Raw genomic sequence first — 22,504 nt, forward strand, 5'->3', positions numbered from 1 at the left:
TCGTCTTAGCTTTGTGCATGACCGCCCTTCACCACAGAGGGGATCTGCTCAAGCCGTTTTTTCTTCCTGTGCGGGAGGGTCGATGAAAGCGTGGGCCTGATAGGAATCGGACTTGAGCTTGCACTCCTGCCACATAGCAATGGCATTCTCCACACCAAGGTCCTTCAGATCAGCTTCCTCCAGGATATCTTGCTTGATGATCTTGCCGATCTTGTTCAGATCACTTCCAATGGCGTTCCACACACCCTTGATTTTCTGAATACTGGGCAGTGCCGCCGCTATCTTGTCCTGGATATCAACCAACCCCTTGAGGGCGACGTTGAGCGTCCCCATCAGGGCTATCGCCCGCTGCTCTTCATCTTTGAGTTGCTTGATCCTGTCTTTCTTGACGTCTATTTCGTGCTTCAACTTGGCGGCCTTGTCGCCATAGATCGACGCGACAATCAGTGCCACCCAAAAAACTATCCAGGCATAAGTCGGTGTTGTCTCGGCCACGATGCACGCGTGTTCGTACTCTTTATTCTGCTGCTCAATCTTGGCAGCAAGGCTGTCCATCTCTTTTTTGTTGGCCGCTATAAGCGCACCGTGCTTGCCATACTTGGCCTCGTATTGCTGGAACAGGTTCTTGAGCAGTATCTCGTCGTCGCTGGTTTGCTGCGCAAACTCGCTAATGTCTTTGTAAACCTCAGTTGCGCGGTCTTCGTTATCCTTCGCTTCCTTGGCAAGCTTGGTACAAAGACTGGCAATCCTGTTTTTCGCAGCTTCATTACCAGGATCCAGGAAAAGTGTGTCAATGGGCGGGATCAACGCGCTGTAGTAAGTTCTTGCGCTAGTTGCATAGTTGGAAATATCCTGCGCCAGTTGGACTGTCCTTGGAAATATATTCTCTTTCCAGTTTTTGACGTGAGGGATGATGCGCTGATAACCCGTAAGCAGATCCTTGAATTCGTCGAACGGGCCAATGTAGGGAATTTTTTCAGCTGGCCCCGTGGCCAGGTCCTTGCGCATTTTTTTCTCATCATCGGGAAGCTGCAGCACACTCATCACATAGCGCTGGATGGCATACCACTCCTGCTGACTGAGGAGAAAGGGCGAGTCTTTTACCGCAGCCAGATCTTGCGGTCCGATGTTGGGTTTCCTATCTTCACTCATCACTGTCACCTTCCAGGTTATTGATGTGTAAGGATCAATCTGTGCGGTCAACTTTTCTTAATTTCAGGCAATAAAACCACAGCCCTATCTTCAAATCGCAACCCTCGAATTGATTCTGTAAATTTGCTGTTACAACGACACAGCCCGGAAGATCAGCCATTAAGCCACGCACGAAGAAGGCGTAGCGAATACGCCGGCAAATCGCGTTCGATCAATGCCACACCGAGTACCAGAGCTTTGGAATTCCACTAAAGGACTGAGTGGAAGCAAATTAATCCTAGACGATTTCAAGCAACGCAATGTCCGAATTGAGCGACAGATGCAACTAAATGGCAATTAGCGTTCGATTTGTTATTAGGTATCCATTCGAAAGCTTAAATACTCGGGCTCGCGATTTTGTGGTATCGCCCCTGAGCAGCTGCGATCAAACGCACCGGGAAGAATTGCAGGAGGCTGAAACTCTTTATGCGACATTGCTGACGCTCTGACTTGAAACCGGGGGAACGGCCTCGCCTCGCGGCTTTTTGAGGCCGTGGAGCCAGTCTTATGGGCTCTGCCTGGAGAGATGTGGCGGATACGTGGACTTTGATACCTGAAGAAGAAAAAGCTCCTCCCTTTAAAAGATGCAATCGTGCACGCCTCGCAACCCGATGCTATTGAACACCTCACCCAGGATTAACCTATGTTAATTCCAATCCCACCCCACCAGTGGATGATCAAAATCCTCAGTGGGGGCAAAAATCAGCTCCGCGAGAAAACGATCAGCCATAAAAAAATCCAGTCACCGCTAAGTGACTGGATTTCTTAAAGAATAAATGGTCGGGACGGAGTGATTCGAACACTCGACCCCTAGCACCCCATGCTGGGGACTGTAGCAACCTAAGCTATTGTTTTAAAAAGAATATGACCCATTTTAGGGGCGGCAAAAAACCCGCTTTTTTGTGGTTTTGCAAACGAAAACACGCGGCCTCCAGAGGAGGTTTTGCGCACACTTCTCCGGCGTTCTGCCGACATGAACTCCCCATCAAATGCGATGCTACGCTGACCTCATAACCGAGGATCCGCGATGCCAAATTCAGACCTGCTCCCTTCCCTGCTGTTCAAGCTCAACGAAAACCAACTCGCGCTCGAGGCCGCGATTATGGAATTGTCAGAGTGGGTCGAGAAACACGGCGGGACAGAGGTTGCCGACAACGTTCGTGGCGCCCTGGTCGCAATCGACCGCAACGAAGAATTCATCAAGATGACGCTCGCCGTGATGATGACGCCCGATTGACTACAATTGGAAAGCCATACAAAGGAAGAACCAAGTGATTACACATCGTTATCTTTTCGTACTTTCTTTCTTTTTCCTCGCGTCCTGCGGACAGGTCGTTGCGCAGTCGACCGCCGAATCTCGAGTGGATAAGCTTGAGGAAACCGTTCGCAGCCTGGAGCGTCGCGTAGCGACACTTGAGGATCAACTGCATCAGCGAAATGCTGCTGCCTCCATTCCACCAGACAAAGTTAATTGGCGAAGGCTTAAAAAGGGTCTATCGGAGGCAGACGTGGAAAGGTTGCTCGGTAGCCCTACAAAGGTAGAAGGCGGCCTCATCACGACTTGGCACTATGGTGAAGGTGATGGGCGCGGCGCGTCGGTGGAATTCTATGATGGCGCTGTCAGCGGCTGGAGCGAACCGTGAAGCACATCGCACGTCGGTAATGCATCAGTACTATCGGGAATGGCTTACACGCCTTCAATCTCGCGGGTATGCATCAGCAATTGTCTAAAACCCTAGCCCGATTTCAGCGCCTTTCGGGCTAATGAATCCGAGCAAGCCCGAGGTAGTTTTAGACAGGCTTCTCACCTTTCTCCCGGCGTTCTGCCGACCTCACACCATCCCCCTACCAATCGCTGGTCGCCTAACCCTCGCGGAAATATCACGCCTCGATTACTGTATATGCAAACAGTATTCAAAAGGCGTGACCGTGGATCCCTACGAAATCGAAGACACCAGTGAGTGGCTCGGCAGCCCGACCAGGCTAGAAACCGTAAAGCATTACGCAAGCATGCTTGAGGAAGACGTTCAGGATCTAAAGCGTCAGCTACAGGCGGCAAAGGAAAATATTTCCACCCTAGTGGAAATGAACGACCAGCTGTCGATCGAGCTTTCAAAGAAGCGGACATGGATGGCGAACCTGGAGGCGGAAACCACCGACCAGCTTTTCAAAATCCGAAGTCTGACGCTGGTCCTGGATCAAAAAGAAAGGGTCATTCTCGAGTTGCAAACTTTCAACCTGAGAGGTTGAGCATGTGCGCAATTAACGCGAGAGACCATCATAGGCCCGTTCACAGGTCACTCCCCTGGCTCTGGCTTGGTCAGCAGTTGCAGCCAGGTCGCCCGCTCTCTGGTCAGCGCGCTTGAGCACGTCGGCAAGCACCATTGCGGCGCGGGCAGTTGCCTTGCTTGCGGCGGCAGTGCAGGAATTGCCGCTGGCTTCACTGGCTGAGAGGCGACCGGCAAGGTCGTCGGCTGCCTCGCGCAGGCCGACAGCAGAAGCGCGAGCAGCGGCAGCATCAGCAATTGCTTGGTCGATCGTGCGTTGACCATCTTGAGTCGCCTTTTCAATTGAGCGTTGGTAGGCCTGTTCCCGTTTTCGGGCCGCAGCTTCATTTTCGGCCTTGGCCTCGGCGTCTCGCGTATCGCGATCGTTCCAGGCGGATTGCCATTCAGCTTCTTTCACCGATAGCCCATGGTGATAGGCGCCGAATAGCGCGCCGGTTACCAGCGCCACCGCTGCTACGTAAGGAAGGAGGCGGACCAGGAGCGGGTTCATGCCAGCACCTTCAGCGCGCGGAGGTAGAAGGCTTGGCGTTCGGCCAGGCCATTGATGCCGCCGTTGATCCGCTTGGTGATGAGAGTGAAGTCGCCCGCATCGGCAAGCGCGTTCAGGTTCCGTGAGTTCCAGAACCACGCCGCCGACTTGGCTGCCCACTCAGCCTGCTCGAGCAACTCAGGTGTGCGCAGCAATTTATCATCGCCGAATAGCGCCCTGCTGCAAGCCAGGTAGTTGTCGTGCCCGGTGATCTGGATCAAACCGCGCCCGCGGTACTTTTGTCCGTCGCCGTCAGCCTCTGGCGAATTGCCGAGACGCTTTGCCAGCGGCCCGGTGTCGTACTTGCTCAGGTACTGATCGCCGCCGAGCTCTTTCACGTAACGGAACTGGCCTGACTCATGACCCACCTGGGCGATGAAAGTAGCCACCCGTAGCCGGCTATTGATCTGGTACCGATCCATAGCCAGGTTGAGGGCAGATGCAAAAACGCCGGCTTGCGTGCCGGCGTTCGGGAGGATCTGCAGCAACTGCTGCGCGGTGATAGGCATGGCTCGCTCCAAACTATCGATAGAAAAGAAGACTGATATTGGATTTAATGGCGCGCTGCCAAACGGAAGCGCTGCCTGAAGGACACTCATGAAAAAATCACTGCCTGCACTCACATCATTGCGCTTCTTCGCAGCAGCAATGATCGTCATCCAGCACTCTGCGGGTTATTTTCATGTTGGTGAGACTTTAACTGCGAATTATAACCTTGCGCAGGGAGTGACATTCTTCTTTGTGTTGTCGGGCTTCATTCTTACTTATGCACACAAAGACCTGAGCGGCATCACCAATTCAATGAGGTTTATATGGGCGCGAATAGCCAGAGTTTGGCCAGCCCACCTATTTACAATGTTCTTGTTTTGGGTCTTGTGGATATATGCATTTAACACAGGACTTCAAACAACACCTATTCAGTTCTGGACGAGTTTCACGCTCACGCAAGCGTGGGCTCTTCTGCCCTCGACCTACTTCGCCTATAACGGCGTCGCCTGGACGTTGTCGGTGGAGATGTTTTTCTACGCCCTCTTCCCGCTCTTGATTCTTAACCTTTCCAAGACCTGGCATATCAAGCTGGTGCTGGCAGTGCTATTGGCTGCGGCATCAATCTACATCTCGATATCTACCGGAACCCCAGTTACTTCAACGGCAGATGAGGTAAGCAGTGCATCGTGGGTCTACATCTGGCCGCCAGCCAGGCTTTTCGAGTTCGTCGTCGGCATGGCTGCGGGTCAGGCGTTCCTGTCATTCGGGCATCGACTGGGGGCTGCCCGCGGACAAAGCACTATAGGCATCGCCGCAATCGCCATTCTGTTGCTTGGAGCGGTAGGCATGCCGGAGCTGTCCTTCAAACTGGAGTCGCTCGGCCTGATCGACGCGACCACAAGAGGCTGGGTCAGAGGTAGCGGTGCTGCGCCGTTCTTCGCGCTGGCATTATTTTTACTGGCTTCAACCGGCGGGCTTGTAACAAATGCTCTGTCGTGGCGACCATTGGTGTTGCTCGGAGAAGTGAGCTTTTCAATTTACCTCGTTCACCAAATCATAATTAGATCGATGATGATTAAACATCAAGTATTCGCAGAAGTACCCGTATGGATTCTGCTACCCATGTATTGGGCAGCAACAATATTGATTTCTTATATTCTTTGGCGAGCAGTGGAGCGACCTTGCCAGAGGCTGATGAACTCGTTTATTAAGCCGAAGCAGAGCAAGTATCAACCCCTAGCAAAGCAAAAGAGTGACACTTACTCATAGCATTGGTTATTGCGGAGCTACAGGCCAAACAGGGTTTTCCTGAGTAACGTCCACGGATTGCAGCGCGAGTGAATAGTGACGCCACGCCATAGCATCGGCGGACTCTTTTTCAGTCGCGTCACCAAGTTGGAGCGCCAAGAGTAACGGCGTCATCGACAAAGACGCCTCATTCAGAAGAACGACTTTCTTGGCTTCATTGTTACCAACCACGTCGACAACTGGCTGTGCCTCAGGAATGAATGAATTCCCATCGTAGGTCCATCGCTGTTCGGGTTGTGGAGAATGATCCGTGATATCTACACACTGAAGCACAAACTCAGTCGGATAGCAGGCTTCGAGCGGGTACTGCTCTCCATTCAAGTCTAGCGTTGGCGTGACAACCTCAGTCACCACACCACTATCAACTTTTGCATAGGTTTTCATTATGCATACTCCTCGATAACGATGATCCCAGCCTTTCCTACACCGCCAGCCAATACACCGCCTGCGGGAACAGTAGCCGCACCAGCCCCGCCCGATCCATAACCGATCCCCGTGTTGCCGACGTTCCCACTCACATTTGGAGGGCCACCAGGTCCAAAGAAAGAAGCTCCACCGCCACCTCCAAACAGAACGGCAGTAGTGAGCCCAAGTGCCAACGTGGCACCCGCGCCTATGGACGAATAGATGTTTCCGCCCGTTGGGGCGGCACTTACAGCCCCGTTGCCGTTGGCATTCGGTACTGCAGCGTTGTTGAACATATTTCCGCCACCGCCGCCAGGCGCCGTGATAAGTGCGCCAAGAGATGTGGTTGCTCCACCGCCGCCGTTCGCACTTACCCCCGCAGTACCGCCAATACCAATGGTCACCGCTTGCGACGCCCCGATTGCCGCTGCCAAAAACTTCCCTCTTGCGAAGGCTCCGGCATTACCACCCGCACCAATACTGGCATTACCAGCTGTCGGCACTGTGGTACCAGCACCGCCACCGCCACCTCCCTGCACAGTGACGATTGCAAACTTCATCCCCGGTGTCGGGGTATAGGTGCCCGAACTGGTGAACACCTGAGTATTGAGAAGCCGCCCCGTCGTGCTGGCTCGAATTGCATCGGCTAGATCGGCGGCGCGCCCTTTTGTCGGGGTCACTCCGCCGGCAAGAAGTACGGCCATGATATTTTCTTGTATGTCATTCATCCAGTCGTCAGTAACAACCGTGGCAGCAACGCCACCCACTGGATCACCTTCTGTGAAAAAGCCGCCTACGGCAGCACCAGGTCCGTCGATTCTATGCATGTCGTTTTTCCTAGGATTGAGTTAAGGCAATGAGGTCGGTATCACTGACGCGCCGCGGGTAATAACGCAGGCTACGCACTACACCGTTAAGCTGGCGTATCGTATTGGATGCCCCAACGGTTAAAACACCGGCACCCAAGGAGGCAACGTCCAGCACTGCCGGCACTGTGCGAACGACGCCGTTCAAGGCCACTGTCACATTTACACCATCAAATGCGACCGCTACTTTCCCTGCCGTTAGGTCGCTGCCGAATACAGACTGGGTAAAAATCCCGCCTGATGCAGTGCGGGTAACGGTCGCAACACCACCGCTTTGCAGATACACGAACAGCTGATCGTTACCGTTGATCAACGAGAGCAAATGCCGTCGGTCATTCGCAGCAGACGTCAATGGCCCCCGTGTTTCAATATCAACTACGAAGGTGCCGGCGCGCAGCCCAAACCACGACTGGGCCACGTTCACTGCGGCCAGATCAATCGCGCGGGTGATAGTCGCAGAGGTGGTCGGAATTGGTGAGCTCGGATAATCATTCGCCTCAAGTTGACCGTGCCAAATCAGAAGGCCCGATAGCCCATCACCTTGATTAGTGAATGACCCTGTCTCATCCATATTTACGATACTTAGCGTACTGCTTGTAGAGGTACCGTTTCGGACAGAAAGGATTGAGCACCTCCACCAACCATTACCTGCATTTTCCACACGCACATCAGCGCCAGCAGTGCCCGCGACTGTGTATTCTCCGCTCAACAAGTTCACTCGAAGCTCCGTTCGTATCGACTGCCCCGCGAAGTTAAGGCTTCGAATGGCAACATTCGTCAGCTCTGCTGCCTTTACATATACCCCCATCCAAAACGTTGTGTTGGGATCGGTTACTTTGGACTGTTGGACGTGGTGTTCAAGCAGCGAATTACTTGAAACCACTTTGAACGCGGAGTTGGTCCCGTCGGGCGCAATCCCGGCCGCGGGGATAACGGTAACATTGACCTTTCCCCAAATGGCGTTGGAGAAGTCACTGGAATAGGTGATCAGGTTTGTAGCAGGGGCCTCGACAACTAACCCTTCGCGAACACCAGTTACACTGGAATGGGTAAGCCTTGGCACATTTAATCCGAGTTGCTCGAAGTTCTTAGCTTGGTTTATGCGGCCACCGGCCGAGGCACGGCTGAAGTTGACGATGCTGGCAAGCAGCACACTCTGTTGCGCTACCAGGTAAGTATCCAGTGCAAAGTTCAGATCGAGAGACGAGTTGGCATAAGCAAAAATCGGGATGGTGTGAGCTGGTGCAAGCTGCCTGATCTTGCATTCAAGTGAACCAGTGCCCCACGAACGTAACGGCTCACCCACGGCCGAGAGCCCTACGCGGAAAGCTAGCAACGTGGTCTCAGGGCCGTTGATCTGCCAGGCGAACTGCCAATCGCCATTGGTCAGGGCATCGCCCACCACTGAGAATCCAACCCTGCAAGGCCTGAACTCCGTAATGGTGACTTCGTATCCAAGCGCTGCAGCGATGCTCACGAAGTAGGCAATCGACTGCCCACCCGTACTGGCAAGCTTGGCCAATAGTGCATTGCGGCGCCCTTGAATCGTTTCCTCCAACACTCCGGAACATCTGTCGGGCAAGCCCACGACCCGCTCCCAATCACCCAACAATTCATTGGACGTCGTGGGATTGGCTTCGAGCGGCAACGTGAAGCCCCGCTCATCGACTCGAGCAAGCTCTACTGACATGCCGTCGAGTAGATCATGGAGTGTGGTGCCTGGGTCGCGCGGGAAGGCTTGACCGGGAGGGAGCAGCTGTTTTAGCTGCTCTCTGTATTCGGCAGCTGTAGGCATTGGGCCCCCTAGAAGCTGGAAAAGGTAAGTGTCCCCAACGTAGCCATGTGCCCAGTTGCATGAGGCACGTCAGCTGTCGGTGTGACGATCGCGTTATCCGCTTCGCCCGCTGCCAGGGATACCGATTCCCGCAGCCGGCTGATCAGGGTCGGCGCTCCCGGTTTTGAGTCGCGAGCGATCAGATCCGCAAGCTCGGCGGTGACGGCTGCGCGGACGGCAGCAGTGTTCGGAAGCAGCTTGATGGTCACATTGAGCGGATCGGCTATAGGAGCGGCCACAAACACTTCGGCGGTGACCGGGCGTCGGGCATTAATGTAGGCCTGGGCCTCCGCCACTTTGGCCGGTGCTGGAATGATGTCTGGAAGGTCATCACAGACGAACAAGACCGTCACGGTACCGGCGCCCATCTGGCGCGGATACACCCACACCCGGGTTACACCGGCCACCTCCAAAGCCCACATCTGGTAATCAAAATCCGCGCCGCCGTGCGGAGGTTGCTGAATACGCGCCAGCAGCCTGGCCAACAGTCGTTGATCCGACTCCGTGTCAACGCCGCCTTCGATTGTGGTCGCCGTCGTCCCTGTCGACTGGACGCCAGCAATCGGGGATAAAAGGAATATCGGCAGTCCTATTCCAAAATTTCCGGCCTCCCCCGCCTCCAAGGCCAGCACGGGTACAGACAACGGACTGGCACCGAACATCGCATCGCCGAGTACCTTGTACTGAATACCATCCTGCCGCTGCACAATAGTGCCATCGACGATGGTTGAACCTGGGACACCGGAGAATGCAGCCTGGCCGCTGGCGAAATCGGCGGTTTTTCGGGTGATCTTCCAGATTGCGGCCCAGCGCTCGTGGTATTCTTTTTCGGCCGTGTCGATGATCGACTGCTTGGCGATCCAATCCAGAAAACCATAGAGCAGATGGACCGCGCCGGCCTCAGACTGGCCAATGATTCCGAGCAGTGAGCGCCGCAGCACCGCGCCGTCGACGCCCGTTACCCGGCTGCTGATGTCGGTAATGACGCGGTCGATCAGCTCGGTCAATGTTGGTCGAGCAAATGGCATCAGGCGGACCTCTTCGCGGCTTGAGCCGCCCATTCATAGTTGAAGCGATAGCGAACCGGAGAACCGGTTGGCCGGAAAATATCGACGAGGATCAACATCCAGCCTTGGGCGACGAACTCCGCAGCCACCTCAACGCGAGTCGCGACCAGGTCCTCCACCATCCAGGCCAGTGCCTCTCGGCAATACTGCTGAGCACGGCCAAGGACTTGTGGAAGTTGCTTTTCACGCGCCAGCAACCAAAGCAGCGATCCGGTCTGGTTAGAAGTCGTTGCATTGCTGATGTCACCCCAGTAGCCACGCAGATCATCCTGCGGTAGCTCAACAGGGATCTGTTCAGCGCTGGCACGGCGATCGGTGAAGAGGCTGATGATGACTGCCGTCTCCAGGCCGTCATCACGCGCCAAATCGAAACCCGACAACACCAACTCTCCGCCGTTTTCGGTCATTACCATTGCGGCATCAGCCATCAGATCGGCACTCCTGAGTTTCCACTGCCGGCAGTAACCCCGCCGTGTTTATGGGTGCTGCCGATGTCCTTGCCATTGTTCGTGACGGTGCCGGTGCTGGTGATGTCTCCGATCACTTCTAGGTTGCCCACCACCTTTATCGTCGGCGCCACCGCTTCAAGGTGCTGAACCGCCGTCACCTTCACCATCTCGCGTAGCAACTCGACCTTGTTGCCCAAGTCGTCGTAGATGGCCACCTCACCGGCAAGCAAGGGAATGCGGTACCGGCGGTCATCGACCACCAGGACAATTCCCTGCTCCCGGTTGCCACCCAGAAAAGCGACCGCAACATCACCGCCTTGCGGGTGACTGGTGAAGCCGTAGTTCTGCATGTGCTCAAGGCCATCGCGCAGTTCGTCCTTGAGCAGCTCAACCTGCACCTGTTGCCTTGGGCCGGAATCATTGACGCCCCGCAGCACGCCACGGGAAAACATCATCATTACGCGGCTGCCAATCTCGCGGAGCGCTTCCTTCATTTCGGTGGATCCTCTTCGCCAATGGCCTCGGCCCAGATATTCCGCTGGCCTTTTTTGCCGGCCTTCGTTTTTTTCGCTTTCTTACCGTCTGGGGGCTCAGGGTCGAAGGCCTGCGGGCTGACGATCTCAAGCTTGGCCGTGGTCCCGCCTTCGCCGCGCTCGTAAGTGACCTGGCGAATCAGCATCCACCCGTCCATGCGTAGCCAGGACGAACGGACATAGACCAGCATGCCGGGCTCCCACAGTGCTCCGCCCGGGCTTTGCCGCCACCCATAGACTGAGACGCTGGCAGCAGCGGATTTGCCAATTCGGCTGTTCGCCTCCCACGTGGCGCGATCCTGCAGGCTTGCTGTTGTGCCGCCGATCTCGGCGACCAGCAGCATTGGTCGATAACGTCTAATGCTGCTGTCGGTAACGCTGCCTTCGATGTGAGCCTCGGTTTCTCCGGTGCTGTCGGGGCTGTAACTTGCCTGACCCTTCACCTGGTAGTTGCTGAACCGCTGGCTGTGATCAATGGTGCCGCTGGCATTGAGGATGTTTTCACCCTGCACAAGCGCAGTTGTGGCGCGCCGAACGCCGGCGCGGGTAATCAACAACCCGCCAGCGCCGTCAGGCATTAACAGCGCCTTGCGCTGCCGGGCGTAGCGCTCGATCGCTTTGAAGGCTGTTTCACCCTGCTGAAGCTTGCAGACCTGAAATGGCTCACCAACGGCTATATCCGCCTTCACCGTCACGCCGAACGGAGCCGCGAGGATCTGCGCAAACTTGAGCAGATCGATGTTTTTCCATTCATCCGGGGCGTGCACGGCACTGCAATCCACCAGGTCGGCAACCTTATCCCGGCCCTGAACATTGATCGTGTGGTCGTTCGCGCTGTAGGACGGTTTGAAAATATCAACGTAGCCGATCACCATCGGAAACCCGGCTAGCCTGACCTCGCACGCATCACCCGGCAGAATCGGCCAGGGCTCCACCTGTGCCGGCGATCTGTTTCCCGCCTCCCATTTTTCCGTGAGCGTTGCCGTGAAGGCCGTGGTTGCCGCATCGATCGCACGGGTGACCCCAAGAGAAGTCCAGCCGGCGTATTTCATACCGTTGACCAGCAGCTCCAAGTCATCCATCTGCGAGTACCTCGAGCTGTTGTCCGCCCGTTAAAAACCCAGGATGTCGCGCTGAATTGCGCGTAGCGATGTCATCGGCGCGGCCGGCGTCGCCGTAGATCTGATAAGCCACCAGCAGGGAAGGCAACGTTTCTCGCGGTACGTATTGAACAATCCGGGCAAGGTTTTGCTCAGGATTTGGCACGGCCTGAACCACACTCGTACGCAAATCAGACAATGCGACGTACACCTCATCGTTCGGAGTGACCTCGCTTTCGGCATCTATACGGTCGACCAAATCCTCACGGACCTTGATTGCTGCCTGGTAGCTGTCGTAAACGGTTGGAACAGGGAGTGTTTGGGTAACACCGGGCGCCGTCTGAGCTGCTCCCGTCGTTGCCGGCGCTGCCCCCGGCGTCGACTGCGTGGTGCTCGTCGTTGTAACCACCGGGGTTTGCGTGACGACCGCCGCCTTGGCCGCCTCGGCTACAGCCACCTGGCGCACCAGTGCATTCATCGCAATTGCATTGGTGGCCTGCTGCTGGCGGCTTGGCGTCGCGGTACTGCCCGTATAGGTTGTCGGCGACCGGTCAAACAAACTGGTCAGCATGCTGAAAGCGTTTGTTCCAAAAGCTGAGCGGACCGAACCTATCAAGCCTGTGATACGGCTGACCATATTCAGTGGCTTCTGGACCAAACTTGAAGCGTCGGATGCAAGTCCGCGCGCTTGCAGGTAAAAGTCAGAGGCTGCCTTCAAGTCGCCGGAGAAGCTCAAGCCCGGCGCCGCCATGTACTCACCCAGGGCTGCCAGCCCGGACGCAGCAGATTCCGCCACGTAGGCGGGAAATCCAGTGGTCAGGAAGTCAGACACAAAGCTTTTTTCCGCTGCTGCGGTAACGGTGCTGCCTTTGGCGCTGATCGAATTGACGCTATCAACGCTTGCCGATGGGTAGGCCGCCTCCCCTGCCTCCAAAAACGTGAGTGCGATCGTGCACTTTCCGCCTTCAGCCGCGGTCTCGCTGATGTTCAGGCCACGACAAACAACGCTCATTTCCCCGCGATATGGGTGAACCAAAGCACCCGGGCCCGCGACCTCGCAGGCCTTGATCAGTTCGTCCCGGTTTAAATGGTAGTCCTTGCCGAGCAGGTAACCGATGACCGAAAACTCGCGGGACTTTCGACCCAGGTCTTCGGTGTACGGAGTGTCGCGCTGCGCAGTTTCGTGCACGGCTTGACGCCGACCGTGGCTGCTGTCCGCACTTTCCACAAAAAAGGCCACGCCGCGAAAAGTCGCGGCGCGGTAGGTGTCTCGCCAAGTCATGGAAAACTCCGGTTAGGGGGCCATCATTGAGTAACCGAGGTCGGTGTCGAACGTCGCACCCTGGCTGCCCTCGGTTTTGACCTTGGTGCCTGGCGGCAGGTTGTTCATGTCGACTTGCACCAGCACTTTCTGCGTTGGCTGTTCGACTGCCTGCGCAGCGGTTTGACCAACCTGAGCTGCGCGCTGGCCCAACTCACTGACAGAACGGCGAGGCCCAAGCGCTGCGTTTGGATCGGCGGCCAAGGCTGCGGCGATGTTGGAGGTTCCGGGATCATCACCCGTCGCGTCACCCATCGAGGCGCCGTCGATACCAAGCAGCTTTCTGGCCCAATCGGGCAGACCATTTTTTATCGCCGCGACGGCATCCGCGATTTTCGAACCGAGGATTGCTCCTAGGTCCCACCCGGTCAGATATTTGATCAGCCCCCCGAAGGACTCCTGCATCAAAGTGACCGGGTTGTTCTCGTTCCAAACCTGAACAATCGCGCTGAACTTTGCCCCAATGATTGCGCGGAGGTCCCAGCCAGTCAGGTATTGGACCAGCCCGTTGAAAGCCTCCATCATCAAGGTGACCGGGTTGTACTCAAGCCAAAGCTTCACAATGCCGTTGATGATGCCGTCACTGAACGCCGCTTTCACGCCAGTCCACTTCTCAGTGAAGAACGAGACGATGCTGTCCCAATTTCGGTAGATGACAAACGCCGCGGCACCGATCGCGACAACTGCGCCGAGGAACCAGCCGACAGGAGTTAGCGCAATTGCTACGCCCAGGCCCTTCAAGGCGAGCGCCAGATTCAGAACACTCATCACCAGCCCGCCGCCGATGTACAAACCGAGCGTCGCGAAGATCAGATTCGCACCACCGAAGACGTCACTCAGATCGCCCACGAGATTGATCAGTGGCCTAACCCCATCGTACAAATCACCAATAAAACCCGTGACTTTTTCGATATTGCCGGGGAGATTCTTCGCAAAACTGGTGGCAAACGCTTCGATTTGTGGCCGATACTTCACGATGGTTTCAATCAGCATCTTGGACATTTTGTCCAGCTGCGGAACGATGGCCGAAGCAATGGTGTTGCCCACACCTTTGAAGGCAAATTTCAATGTATCGAGCGTGTCCCCGAAGTCCTCGCCAGCCCCAACAGCCTCATCAGAAAGCACGATACCGAGCCGCCGAGCTTCGGTTGCCATCTGATCAAGACCATCTTTCCCGCCGCGAATCAGTGGCAACAGTTCTGTAGCGCTTTTGCCAAAAATCTTGATTGCGGCTTGGGCCTGAAGCGCCGGGTTCTTGATCTTGGAAATTCGGTCAACAAACATATCGAACTGCTCATCAGTACTTTTCAGGTTGCCAGATGAGTCCTTCAGTTTGATGCCGAGTCCCGAAAACATATCCTTGAACTCTTTCGACCCCTTGCTGGCATTACCCACCGCGAGATTCATTTTCGCCAACGCGCCAGCCAGCCCTTCTGCCGATGAACCGCTGAGCTGCGCAGCCAAACCAAGCTCTTGGAATCGCTTCCGGCTGATGCCTGTCCTGTTGGCAGTGTCACCAATGAACCCGGTGGCATCTACGTAACTATTCACGAAAACTCCGAACGCCGCCCCGGTGACGCCCAGGGCAGCCCCTAGTCCAAGAAGTTTGGACGTGCTTTGACCGACCGCACTGCCGACCCCGCCTATCGCCCCGCCAACATTTTTCAAGCTATTGGCGAAAACCGGCAGACCGGTACGATCAAGCGCCCCAGACACGCCCGCGCTGGCGGCACGAACCTTGGAGAATATGCCGCGCAATGGCGCAGTGAGCTTGTCGACGGCCTTGATGACGACGTCTAGGGAGTATCCGTTGTTTGCCATCCGACCCATTCCTCAGTGCGCTCAAGCCACCAGTCCAGCTGTTCGAAATCCATTTCCATGACTTCCGTGGGCTGAACGCCCATCACCTTGACGACGACAGTCACTCCTGACTCCCACCCCCGAGGTGCTTCAGTAAAAAATCTCGGGCTTCTTGAATCAGGATCGCCTGATCATCCTCGCTGAGTTCTTCGATCATGGCGGGTGGCTGGCCAACCATCTTGGCCGCCAGGTCAATCAGGGTGGCAAAGTCCATGTCGACGCCACCGCTGCCCTTGCCGTCCGAAGTAATGCGCAGCGCGTGGCCACGCAGGTACTTCAACTTCCGGGTGACGGTGACCTCGGTGAAGGATTGCTTGCCAAATTCGGCCGGCTCGACCAACTGGATAACTTTTTCCTTTGCCATTAGCGAACCTCCTCAGCCGACATGCCTTCGAGACGAAGAGCAATGTTGCCCTCTTCGGTGTTGCCGGTGCCCTCGCCGGCGTACCAGGCTTCACGGAGCATGATGACCTTGCCGTTCGCCAGTTCCAGCGTGGCAGTAGCGTCATCAAGGGTGACCAGGTCTTCCAGATTCAACTCATTGCGGTCGGTGATCTCGCCCTCAATGAAAGGCACCTGCGGCACTTCCTTGTAGCCGTGGACGCGATCGCTACCGACCACACCCTCCTTCTTCGGCTTGCCGAGGTTGTAGGTGAAGTTGCCCTTGGCGAAGTACATGTCGCCGTTGACCTTCAAGGCGATGATCCCGCCGATGCGGTTTTTGCCTGCCATGTTCTATTTCTCCTGGCTGCCGCCGTTACAGGCGGAACTGAATTTTGTTGGCGACGATCCGCAGTTGATTGACCAGGTCCGGCGGCAAGAGCACATCCATTCGGTTCGGATCACTGGCATTGCGCTCGGCAATGAGGTTGGCCTTGAAGTCGTCGATGTTCTCGACCAGACCCAAATCCTCCCACTCGCGGAACTTGGCGATGGCTTCCGCCTTCATCACGACCGGGGTGACTACTGCCTGTCCGATGCCGTAACGGGTTCCGTCGTCGGCGAGTTTGTGCCGCGGGTACTTGCGCAGGACGTAGTCGCGCCAGTCGTGGCGGATGTACATCAGGGTGAACAGCGTTTCGCTGTCCAGATAACTGATATCCGATGCGCCAGCTGCGTTGGTTTTGTAGGTGGTGATCAAGCGCTCGACGAGCATCACACCATCGGAGCTCACCTTCGTGGTCGCAATGCCGTCGAACAACAGCAGGTTTCGCTCCTGGTTGGTCAGCCGATTGGCGGCTGCCGGTGGCAGGCACCACACGTAAGGCAGGTTCTGAATCGGGCGAGCTGGATCAATGGCCGCGTAGTACGCAGCGATCGCCATCGTTTCAGCGGCCTTTTCGTAAGCCGGCATCGGCTCGTCGTTGGCCATCGCGATGACCAGGTGTTCATTGTTGTGGGTTCGCCCCAGAGCACTGAGCGTACCCTGCGTACCGCGTGCGGCCGTAAACGCATGCGCTTCAATTTCACGACCCCAGGCAAAGCGACTATCCAGCTCTACTTTGAGCTCGGCCAACGTAGCGGCATCGGAATACGCGACGCCCCAGGCGTGGAACCACTCATCACCGATAGCAGCCAGTGCCGTGGCCAGCGAAGGGTTACTGGTGCCACCGGCAAGCCCGGTAATGACAAGCGTCACCCCCGCAGGTAGAGCCTGGCCGGCGTAGTAGTTCACGCGGGCGTTGATGCTGTTGCCAGCCTCGCCTTTATGGCGACTGGTGAGCGTGACCGTGCTGGTAGCGGCCGCCGCAGTGACTGGCATGTCGGAGACGGCTGCAATCGCCGCGGCGACCGCAGTGGCAATGATCGCGGCGGTGTTGCCACTGATAACGCCAACGGAAACCCGGCGGCCGGCGATCATCAGCTCGATGGTGCCCGACGCTGTGGCGGTACCGGTGAACGCGAGGGTACCGGTCGCCGCGACGCCAGCGGCATTATCGGCCAACGGCATGACCTGCAGCTCGGTGTAGCTGTCCACAGCCAAAGCCGCACGGACCATGCCGGCCAGCATCGAACCCGCTCCGAACTGGGTGTCGGCTTGTGCAGCGCTGGTGATACGGATCAACGCGCCCGCAGGCGCGAGGCCGGCGACGAGCTTTTGCCCGATCAGCAGACGACGATAAGTCACGACCTGGGGGCCACTCACCGCCTGGCTGTTATCGATTTCGCTGTACACGCCAGGCTTGCGCAGGGCGCCAGGGCCCGGGATTGTGTTAAATCCGACGCTCATTGTTTGTCACCCTTGGTTTTCAGGTCCTGCGTGGCAGGCTCGACGATTTCAATGTCACCGGCCGCTGCTTTGCGCACCCAGTAACTGTTCATTTCAACCAGCTTGCCTTCCACCGGCAGGGCCTCATAAGTCACCGGGTCGCGCACCAGGCAGCCGACGGCGGGTTTAACGTGCTGTTGCGTTGTCATGGGTTCAGGTCCTCGATGATCGTTTTGGCACGATCCACCGGATTGGGTTGTGCGTTGTTCAGGCTGTACTCGGTCGTGACCGTGTTCAGGTCAGGCAGACTTTGGTTGAACAGGTCATCAGGGTGACGATCGAAGTATTTGGCCTCGAAGATCAGGCGGCAGGCGCCGGTGAGTTGCTCCGACTGATCGAGCAGCACCAAGCGCGAGCGCACGTATTGCAGATCATTTGCCGTGCCGCCGAGGGTGTCGTCCATGAGCAGGAGACGTTCGACCTGCCGAGCCAGCGTATCCAGGGTGTCGTCCAGCGCTGCATTGCCTTCAGCGTGGATTTCCACCACCAGCTCGACCTTGCGCAGGTACTCGCGCGGAGCCTGGTTAAAGATCTCTCCCGCTTCGTCCATCGTGTAAACGATGATTGCGGGGAGTTCGCTCTGCCATCCGTTGGAAATGAGCGGCCTCACACGGCTGGCATAAACGCTGGCCCCGGCATTGGTAGCGCCCAGCAGCACCGCAACGGCCTGCTTGCGGATCAATTCTCTTGGGTGCGCCATGGTCATACCTTCCGAAGAGTGATCGTCACGCCGGCCACGCCATCGAACTGCGGCTCATTGATCATGTACAACACACCGCGAGCTCGAACCCGGTCACGGTTAGTTGGGTTGTTTGGTAAATCGACCAGGCGAATGCCAAGGATTGGGTTCTGGCTCGACACCGGCGCACCTGTCTCCGGGTCAATGGAGATGTGTGCGGTATCGAACACGGCTTGGGCCAGAGGCACACCGGGCTCTACCCCACCAGTCAGCCAGTACACAGCGCCCTCAGGATCGAGGGTCGCTGATGGTTCGCTGAAGGTGCGGATCGAAACGCCGAGCATGCGCTGGGCCATTGAGGCCCAGCCCATTTACACAGGCGCCGGAGCAGATACGCCGTTGAGTCGGCAGGCACCGGTCGCGCTCGGGTTGGCCGCGATCTCGGTGGCCATGCCGACCAGCACCAGGCCGGTGGCAGACACGTTGGTCAGCACTCGGGTGGTGGTGTTCATGAACAGCAGGTCGCCCACTGCCCAGGCTTGGGCGCTGGTTTTGTTCAGGCCAAAAACACCGTCGAGCTTGAGCACCACAGGCGCGCCTGCAACTTCGGTGGTGGCTGCCACGCCGATCAAACCACCAACTTTGTACAGCTCGCCCGAGGTGGTGCCGCCGGCCGGTGCAGGAACGGTGATGCAGTCACCGTTCTGGATGAAAGTCTTCATGCAAGGTCCCCTTCAGAGACTGAAACTGGAAAACGAAAAAGGCGCCACGCGGCGCCCTTTGGGGTTCAGGTCGAACTGGAGAGTTACGCGCCCGGGTTTTTGTATGCGCCGCGGTAATCGATGTTGGCCGCGCCAAAGACCAGACGGGCCTTGATTTCCATCCCGTCGACCTCGAAGCCTTCGCGAGTTTCAGTGAACACGCCCTGCTCGCCTTCGAGGTAGGCGTATTCGAAGGTATCGACTGCGCCGGGAGCGGCGTACAGGTACCACTGGTTGCCGGTGATGCGAGCATCCACGATCACGTTTAACGAGGCGTTGCGGACATCGTTGATGTCGGCGTTCTTCGCGGGCACGTATACCGAGCTGGTGAACTGGTAGGCCTCCAGCTCTTTATCCGGACCGACAACCAGATACTCTGGCGCCAGGTTGAGGAACTCGCCTGCCTTGCTCTTCTGCTTGCGCATCGCGGCGCGGGCGGCAGCCAGGGTGGTAGTGTTGATCGCGCCGCCAGACGCAGCCAGGTTGCCGTGGTCAGCGTGGAAAAATGGAGTGCCATCGGTGAAGTTGGGGTTGCCGAGCAGAAGCGCCCAAACCACGTTGGACTCGGTCGCCGCAGCGGCATTACCAAGGGCTGCCGGGATGCGGGTGAGCGCACCGAGGTCATCGTTCACAATGGTTTCCCAAGTGAGGGCGATGATCTTACCGAACTTGGCGACCTTGATCGGTGCACCGTCTTCGGACAGCGTGCCGTACTTGTATTCGCCATGCTCCTTGACCTGTTCCAGCGCAGCGATGTCGCCCAGCGCGGCGCGGGTCACGGCGCGGAAGTCCGGCACGGTGGTCTGGCGGCCCAGCGGACGCCAGGTTTGCGGAGCGTTGGTGTAGGCATCACGCAGGGTGCGGTTGACGGTGCTGCCCAGAAGCAGCGGGAAGTCGCTGGTGCTGTGCATGCCAGCAGCCCGGACGGCCTGGCGATCGCAACCCAGAGCCGCACGGGCCAGTTCCTGTGGAGTCATGCCGCGGGCATTACCACCGGCCATCTCGACGAACTCGCGAGCCATGTCCACCAGGCGCATGCCTCGGAATTCGCGGCCAGCATCTTCCAACTTGATGCTGACATCGCAACGGTGTAGCAAAGCATTTTGCATAGCAGAGCGCTTGGCAGTCAGTACGGCAACGTCTTGGCCGCCCGTCACAATAGTCGGTTGGCTGCTGCGGGTATTTGGCTGATCCTTAGTCTGTTTCTCGGCGACCTTGTCGATCAGCGCGATGCTGGCATCGTTAACGGAAACGCCGCGCTCAATCAGGTCCTCGACAAAGGCTTCGTCGTCCAGCTGCACTTTGCGCGCCATGGTGCGGATGTTCAGACTTCGTTTGCGTTCAGCTTCCGCGGATTCGCGGCGCAGGGTTTCATCGGCCGCGCGTTTCGCCTCTTCCGCCGCACGCTTCTCTTCTTCGGTCATTGCATCTTCCTCTTGGGTCGTAGGCACGGCGGCCGTTGTTCCGGTTGGCTGATTTGCCTCCCGAACTTCAAAAATGGTGTTAAAGCGCTGCCCTTTGTATTCGTCGGCAGTCTTGGCGCTGCGGAACTTGCCGCCGTCGTCGAAGCCGATCGGAACCAGTGAAAGCTCCATGGGCTCCCAATCGACGGCGCGATAGGTCGGCAGCTTGTCGTCGGCGTTTTCGGTCACCTCGTATCGGTGCACCGCATAGCCGACGCTGATGTTGCGAAGGATCCCGTCCTGGACGTCGCTGAAGATTTTCTCGACGTCGTCGCGCTTACTGAATCGGACCAGGGCACGACCCTCTGCCCCATCGATCCAGGCCTTCTCGACGACGCCAATCACGTCGTCGAGTTCGTAGGAGTTATGAGCGTTCAGGAATGGGGCGCCGTTGTTGAGGCGATCCAACCGGACCGCGTCCTCGCTGACCTCCAGCTCTTCCATGTAACTGCCGACATCCCAGGACCAACGGCGCCCCTTTGCGCCAGTGGTCCAGGTCAGTTCGACAGTCCGCGCGTCAACGTCTACCGATCCCGCACGCACGGCGGCGCGCAGGCTGAGCATTGGTGTTTCATGCGTCTTGTTCGTCGTCGCCTGATTCGGAGTTGGCATCGTCTGGTTTCTCTTCTGTGGCTGGTGGCTGGCTCGGAGAACCGGCGGCCGCAACTCGGCGCGGGTCGCAATCCAGCACCAACCCGTACTCGTCGATCATTTCGTTTGCTTTCTGGATTTGCTCGGCGTGGCGTTTTGGGTCCGTGATGCCGAGCTCCCGCAAAGCGTCGGGCCAGGTGGTCAAACCGTTGCGCACGCGGGTGATAACGTTTTCCGTTTCTGCTTTTGGGTCGACCATGTCGCGGCGCGGCGGTACCCAATAGGCCTTGACGTCGTCAGTCACACCACCAGGGAGGAGTACTTGAGCTTCAATGAACCAGCGCCAGACCTGATCGCACAGTTGGGGAATCAACATCCGCCACTGCCAAACGTCCACCCGGCGGGCGAAGTTCAGCCAACCCATTCGCCCGCTCGAAAAGTTGACGCCCTTGAGGTCGCCAGTAAGTAATTCGTATGGAACGCCCAAGCCGACTGCCATCGCGTGCAGCTGTTGCCAGGAGTAGGTCGTGTAGCCGTTGAATGTCGGCGGTGTGCCGAAGCTGACGCTTTCGCCAAAGCCGAGCTCCTGAACGATTCCAGGCTCAACACGATCAATAAGCGCCGGCTTTTTACCGCCCGGCGTACCGCTGTTTTCGTCCTTGGTGACGAACGCTGCGAAGCAAGAGGCAATCTTGGCCTGCTCCATCACCGCATCTTCCATTTCATCGAAGTTGCGCATGCGCTGGATGACTGGTGCCAGCCAGCTGTAACCGCGCGCCTGCCCCGGACGTTTGCGCAGGAAGACGTGAATCACATCTTCGGCCGGGACCCTCCGCGATTGCAGAGAACCCCAGACGGCATTCGCGCCCGGGTGCTCATCGAACAACCAATACGCAACCCGACGACCAAGAGCGTCGAACTCAACGCCCTGAATGATCCGGTTGAGCCCGACGATGTCCGCCTTCGACTCGTCGAGGAAGTCGGCCTCCAGAACCTGGAGCTGTACAGGAACGGCTAAACCATCGGAGCTGAAGCGACGGCGCCGGCGAACCAGGCACTCACCGCTCTCGGCGACTGCCTCCATGATCATGTGCTGCAGGCCGTAGAAATTATCCAGGCCGTCGGCATCACAATCAGTTGTCTCTGCCCAGGCCTTCCACAGATCCATCAACCTCAATCCATCACGATCGCGTTTCGCCAACGGCAGTGGAACGATGCCGGCCCCGACAGCGTTGTCGGCAATCCCGGTGATGCCACGCTCACCGAACGGATTGTTGCGGCGCTGATCGCGGGCCCGGTTGCGAAGCTTGGCCAATGCCGGAGCGTTCTCAACGTTGGCGTCAGCACCGGTCGCACGCCAACCATCATTACGGCGACCACCAGCGGCGCCCTCAAAACGGCGCTTGATCATGTCCAGCGCTAACTCGGTACGCGCTTTCTTCAACCGCTGTTCTGAACGCTTGGCAGCGAAACCGGGGAAAAGATCATCAATCATCCCCAT

Annotated in this window: 25 protein-coding genes; 4 read left to right on the top strand and 21 right to left on the bottom strand. The window is 57.3% G+C overall.

Annotation, left to right across the window (positions count from 1 at the left end):
- Positions 1 to 48 precede the first annotated feature (48 nt).
- Positions 49 to 1,152, bottom strand: coding sequence for an alpha-xenorhabdolysin family binary toxin subunit A (locus tag PG5_RS20390; RefSeq protein ID WP_020799009.1), 1,104 nt, complete (start codon positions 1,150 to 1,152; stop codon positions 49 to 51).
- Positions 1,153 to 2,218: 1,066 nt separating this feature from the next.
- Here PG5_RS20390 and PG5_RS20395 point away from each other — a divergent pair.
- The 3 genes from PG5_RS20395 (at position 2,219) to PG5_RS20405 (ending at position 3,441) form a co-directional block, all read left to right on the top strand.
- Positions 2,219 to 2,428, top strand: coding sequence for a hypothetical protein (locus PG5_RS20395; RefSeq protein WP_020799011.1), 210 nt, complete (start codon positions 2,219 to 2,221; stop codon positions 2,426 to 2,428).
- Between the two features lie 34 nt (positions 2,429 to 2,462).
- Positions 2,463 to 2,834 carry a hypothetical protein gene (locus PG5_RS20400; protein ID WP_020799012.1) on the top strand — a complete coding sequence of 124 codons (372 nt, stop codon included), beginning with the start codon at positions 2,463 to 2,465 and terminating at the stop codon, positions 2,832 to 2,834.
- Positions 2,835 to 3,120: 286 nt separating this feature from the next.
- Positions 3,121 to 3,441: a hypothetical protein gene (locus PG5_RS20405; RefSeq protein WP_020799013.1), complete on the top strand. Its 321-nt coding sequence runs from the start codon at positions 3,121 to 3,123 to the stop codon at positions 3,439 to 3,441.
- Positions 3,442 to 3,453: 12 nt separating this feature from the next.
- On the opposite strand, the gene PG5_RS20410 is transcribed toward PG5_RS20405, so the two are convergent.
- Entirely contained in the window at positions 3,454 to 3,969 is a 516-nt protein-coding gene (locus PG5_RS20410) for a DUF2514 family protein (protein ID WP_020799014.1), read from the bottom strand.
- Entirely contained in the window at positions 3,966 to 4,517 is a 552-nt protein-coding gene (locus PG5_RS20415; protein WP_020799015.1) for a glycoside hydrolase family 19 protein, read from the bottom strand. The genes PG5_RS20410 and PG5_RS20415 overlap by 4 nt, the downstream gene beginning before the upstream one ends.
- A gap of 88 nt (positions 4,518 to 4,605) precedes the next feature.
- Between PG5_RS20415 and PG5_RS20420 the strand changes: the two genes are divergently transcribed.
- Positions 4,606 to 5,766 carry an acyltransferase gene (locus tag PG5_RS20420; RefSeq protein WP_020799016.1) on the top strand — a complete coding sequence of 387 codons (1,161 nt, stop codon included), beginning with the start codon at positions 4,606 to 4,608 and terminating at the stop codon, positions 5,764 to 5,766.
- Positions 5,767 to 5,772: 6 nt separating this feature from the next.
- Here the strand turns inward: PG5_RS20420 and PG5_RS32940 are convergent, their stop codons facing one another.
- The 18 genes from PG5_RS32940 to PG5_RS20510 all read right to left on the bottom strand — a co-directional run bounded on the left by PG5_RS32940 (position 5,773) and on the right by PG5_RS20510 (position 22,504).
- Complete coding sequence (locus PG5_RS32940) at positions 5,773 to 6,189, bottom strand: tail fiber assembly protein (protein WP_052024707.1); 417 nt, start codon at positions 6,187 to 6,189, stop codon at positions 5,773 to 5,775.
- Positions 6,189 to 7,037 carry a hypothetical protein gene (locus PG5_RS20430; protein ID WP_052024708.1) on the bottom strand — a complete coding sequence of 283 codons (849 nt, stop codon included), beginning with the start codon at positions 7,035 to 7,037 and terminating at the stop codon, positions 6,189 to 6,191. Before PG5_RS20430 ends, PG5_RS32940 begins: the two co-directional genes overlap by 1 nt.
- Positions 7,038 to 7,047: 10 nt before the next feature.
- Complete coding sequence (locus tag PG5_RS32945) at positions 7,048 to 8,871, bottom strand: putative phage tail protein (protein ID WP_020799018.1); 1,824 nt, start codon at positions 8,869 to 8,871, stop codon at positions 7,048 to 7,050.
- An 8-nt stretch (positions 8,872 to 8,879) separates the two neighbouring features.
- On the bottom strand, positions 8,880 to 9,938 hold the full coding sequence (locus PG5_RS20440; RefSeq protein ID WP_020799019.1) for a baseplate J/gp47 family protein: 1,059 nt from the start codon (positions 9,936 to 9,938) through the stop codon (positions 8,880 to 8,882).
- Positions 9,938 to 10,405 carry a phage GP46 family protein gene (locus PG5_RS20445; protein WP_020799020.1) on the bottom strand — a complete coding sequence of 156 codons (468 nt, stop codon included), beginning with the start codon at positions 10,403 to 10,405 and terminating at the stop codon, positions 9,938 to 9,940. The genes PG5_RS20440 and PG5_RS20445 overlap by 1 nt, the downstream gene beginning before the upstream one ends.
- Positions 10,405 to 10,920 (bottom strand): phage baseplate assembly protein, encoded by a 516-nt coding sequence (locus PG5_RS32950; RefSeq protein ID WP_020799021.1) that lies wholly within the window; start codon positions 10,918 to 10,920, stop codon positions 10,405 to 10,407. The genes PG5_RS20445 and PG5_RS32950 overlap by 1 nt, the downstream gene beginning before the upstream one ends.
- Entirely contained in the window at positions 10,917 to 12,041 is a 1,125-nt protein-coding gene (locus PG5_RS20455) for a phage baseplate assembly protein (protein WP_020799022.1), read from the bottom strand. The genes PG5_RS32950 and PG5_RS20455 overlap by 4 nt, the downstream gene beginning before the upstream one ends.
- Entirely contained in the window at positions 12,034 to 13,341 is a 1,308-nt protein-coding gene (locus tag PG5_RS32955; protein WP_020799023.1) for a DNA circularization protein, read from the bottom strand. Before PG5_RS32955 ends, PG5_RS20455 begins: the two co-directional genes overlap by 8 nt.
- A 12-nt stretch (positions 13,342 to 13,353) precedes the next feature.
- On the bottom strand, positions 13,354 to 15,201 hold the full coding sequence (locus PG5_RS20465) for a phage tail tape measure protein (RefSeq protein ID WP_020799024.1): 1,848 nt from the start codon (positions 15,199 to 15,201) through the stop codon (positions 13,354 to 13,356).
- Between the two features lie 100 nt (positions 15,202 to 15,301).
- Positions 15,302 to 15,604, bottom strand: coding sequence for a phage tail assembly protein (locus PG5_RS20470; RefSeq protein WP_020799026.1), 303 nt, complete (start codon positions 15,602 to 15,604; stop codon positions 15,302 to 15,304).
- Positions 15,604 to 15,972 (bottom strand): phage tail tube protein, encoded by a 369-nt coding sequence (locus tag PG5_RS20475; RefSeq protein ID WP_020799027.1) that lies wholly within the window; start codon positions 15,970 to 15,972, stop codon positions 15,604 to 15,606. Before PG5_RS20475 ends, PG5_RS20470 begins: the two co-directional genes overlap by 1 nt.
- A gap of 25 nt (positions 15,973 to 15,997) precedes the next feature.
- Positions 15,998 to 17,470 carry a phage tail sheath subtilisin-like domain-containing protein gene (locus PG5_RS20480; protein ID WP_020799028.1) on the bottom strand — a complete coding sequence of 491 codons (1,473 nt, stop codon included), beginning with the start codon at positions 17,468 to 17,470 and terminating at the stop codon, positions 15,998 to 16,000.
- Complete coding sequence (locus PG5_RS20485; RefSeq protein ID WP_020799029.1) at positions 17,467 to 17,658, bottom strand: DUF2635 domain-containing protein; 192 nt, start codon at positions 17,656 to 17,658, stop codon at positions 17,467 to 17,469. The genes PG5_RS20480 and PG5_RS20485 overlap by 4 nt, the downstream gene beginning before the upstream one ends.
- Positions 17,655 to 18,215: a hypothetical protein gene (locus PG5_RS20490; RefSeq protein WP_155943731.1), complete on the bottom strand. Its 561-nt coding sequence runs from the start codon at positions 18,213 to 18,215 to the stop codon at positions 17,655 to 17,657. The genes PG5_RS20485 and PG5_RS20490 overlap by 4 nt, the downstream gene beginning before the upstream one ends.
- Positions 18,212 to 18,559, bottom strand: a complete 348-nt coding sequence (locus tag PG5_RS32960; RefSeq protein ID WP_020799031.1) for a hypothetical protein — start codon at positions 18,557 to 18,559, stop codon at positions 18,212 to 18,214. The genes PG5_RS20490 and PG5_RS32960 overlap by 4 nt, the downstream gene beginning before the upstream one ends.
- On the bottom strand, positions 18,560 to 18,910 hold the full coding sequence (locus tag PG5_RS20500) for a DUF2190 family protein (RefSeq protein WP_020799032.1): 351 nt from the start codon (positions 18,908 to 18,910) through the stop codon (positions 18,560 to 18,562). It abuts the gene before it with no gap.
- A gap of 83 nt (positions 18,911 to 18,993) precedes the next feature.
- Entirely contained in the window at positions 18,994 to 20,976 is a 1,983-nt protein-coding gene (locus PG5_RS20505; protein WP_020799033.1) for a prohead protease/major capsid protein fusion protein, read from the bottom strand.
- A gap of 7 nt (positions 20,977 to 20,983) precedes the next feature.
- Positions 20,984 to 22,504 (bottom strand): phage portal protein, encoded by a 1,521-nt coding sequence (locus tag PG5_RS20510; protein ID WP_020799034.1) that lies wholly within the window; start codon positions 22,502 to 22,504, stop codon positions 20,984 to 20,986.

Origin of the sequence: Pseudomonas sp. G5(2012) (assembly GCF_000408945.1) — a bacterium.
In the GTDB taxonomy this organism is placed as follows: domain Bacteria; phylum Pseudomonadota; class Gammaproteobacteria; order Pseudomonadales; family Pseudomonadaceae; genus Aquipseudomonas; species Aquipseudomonas umsongensis.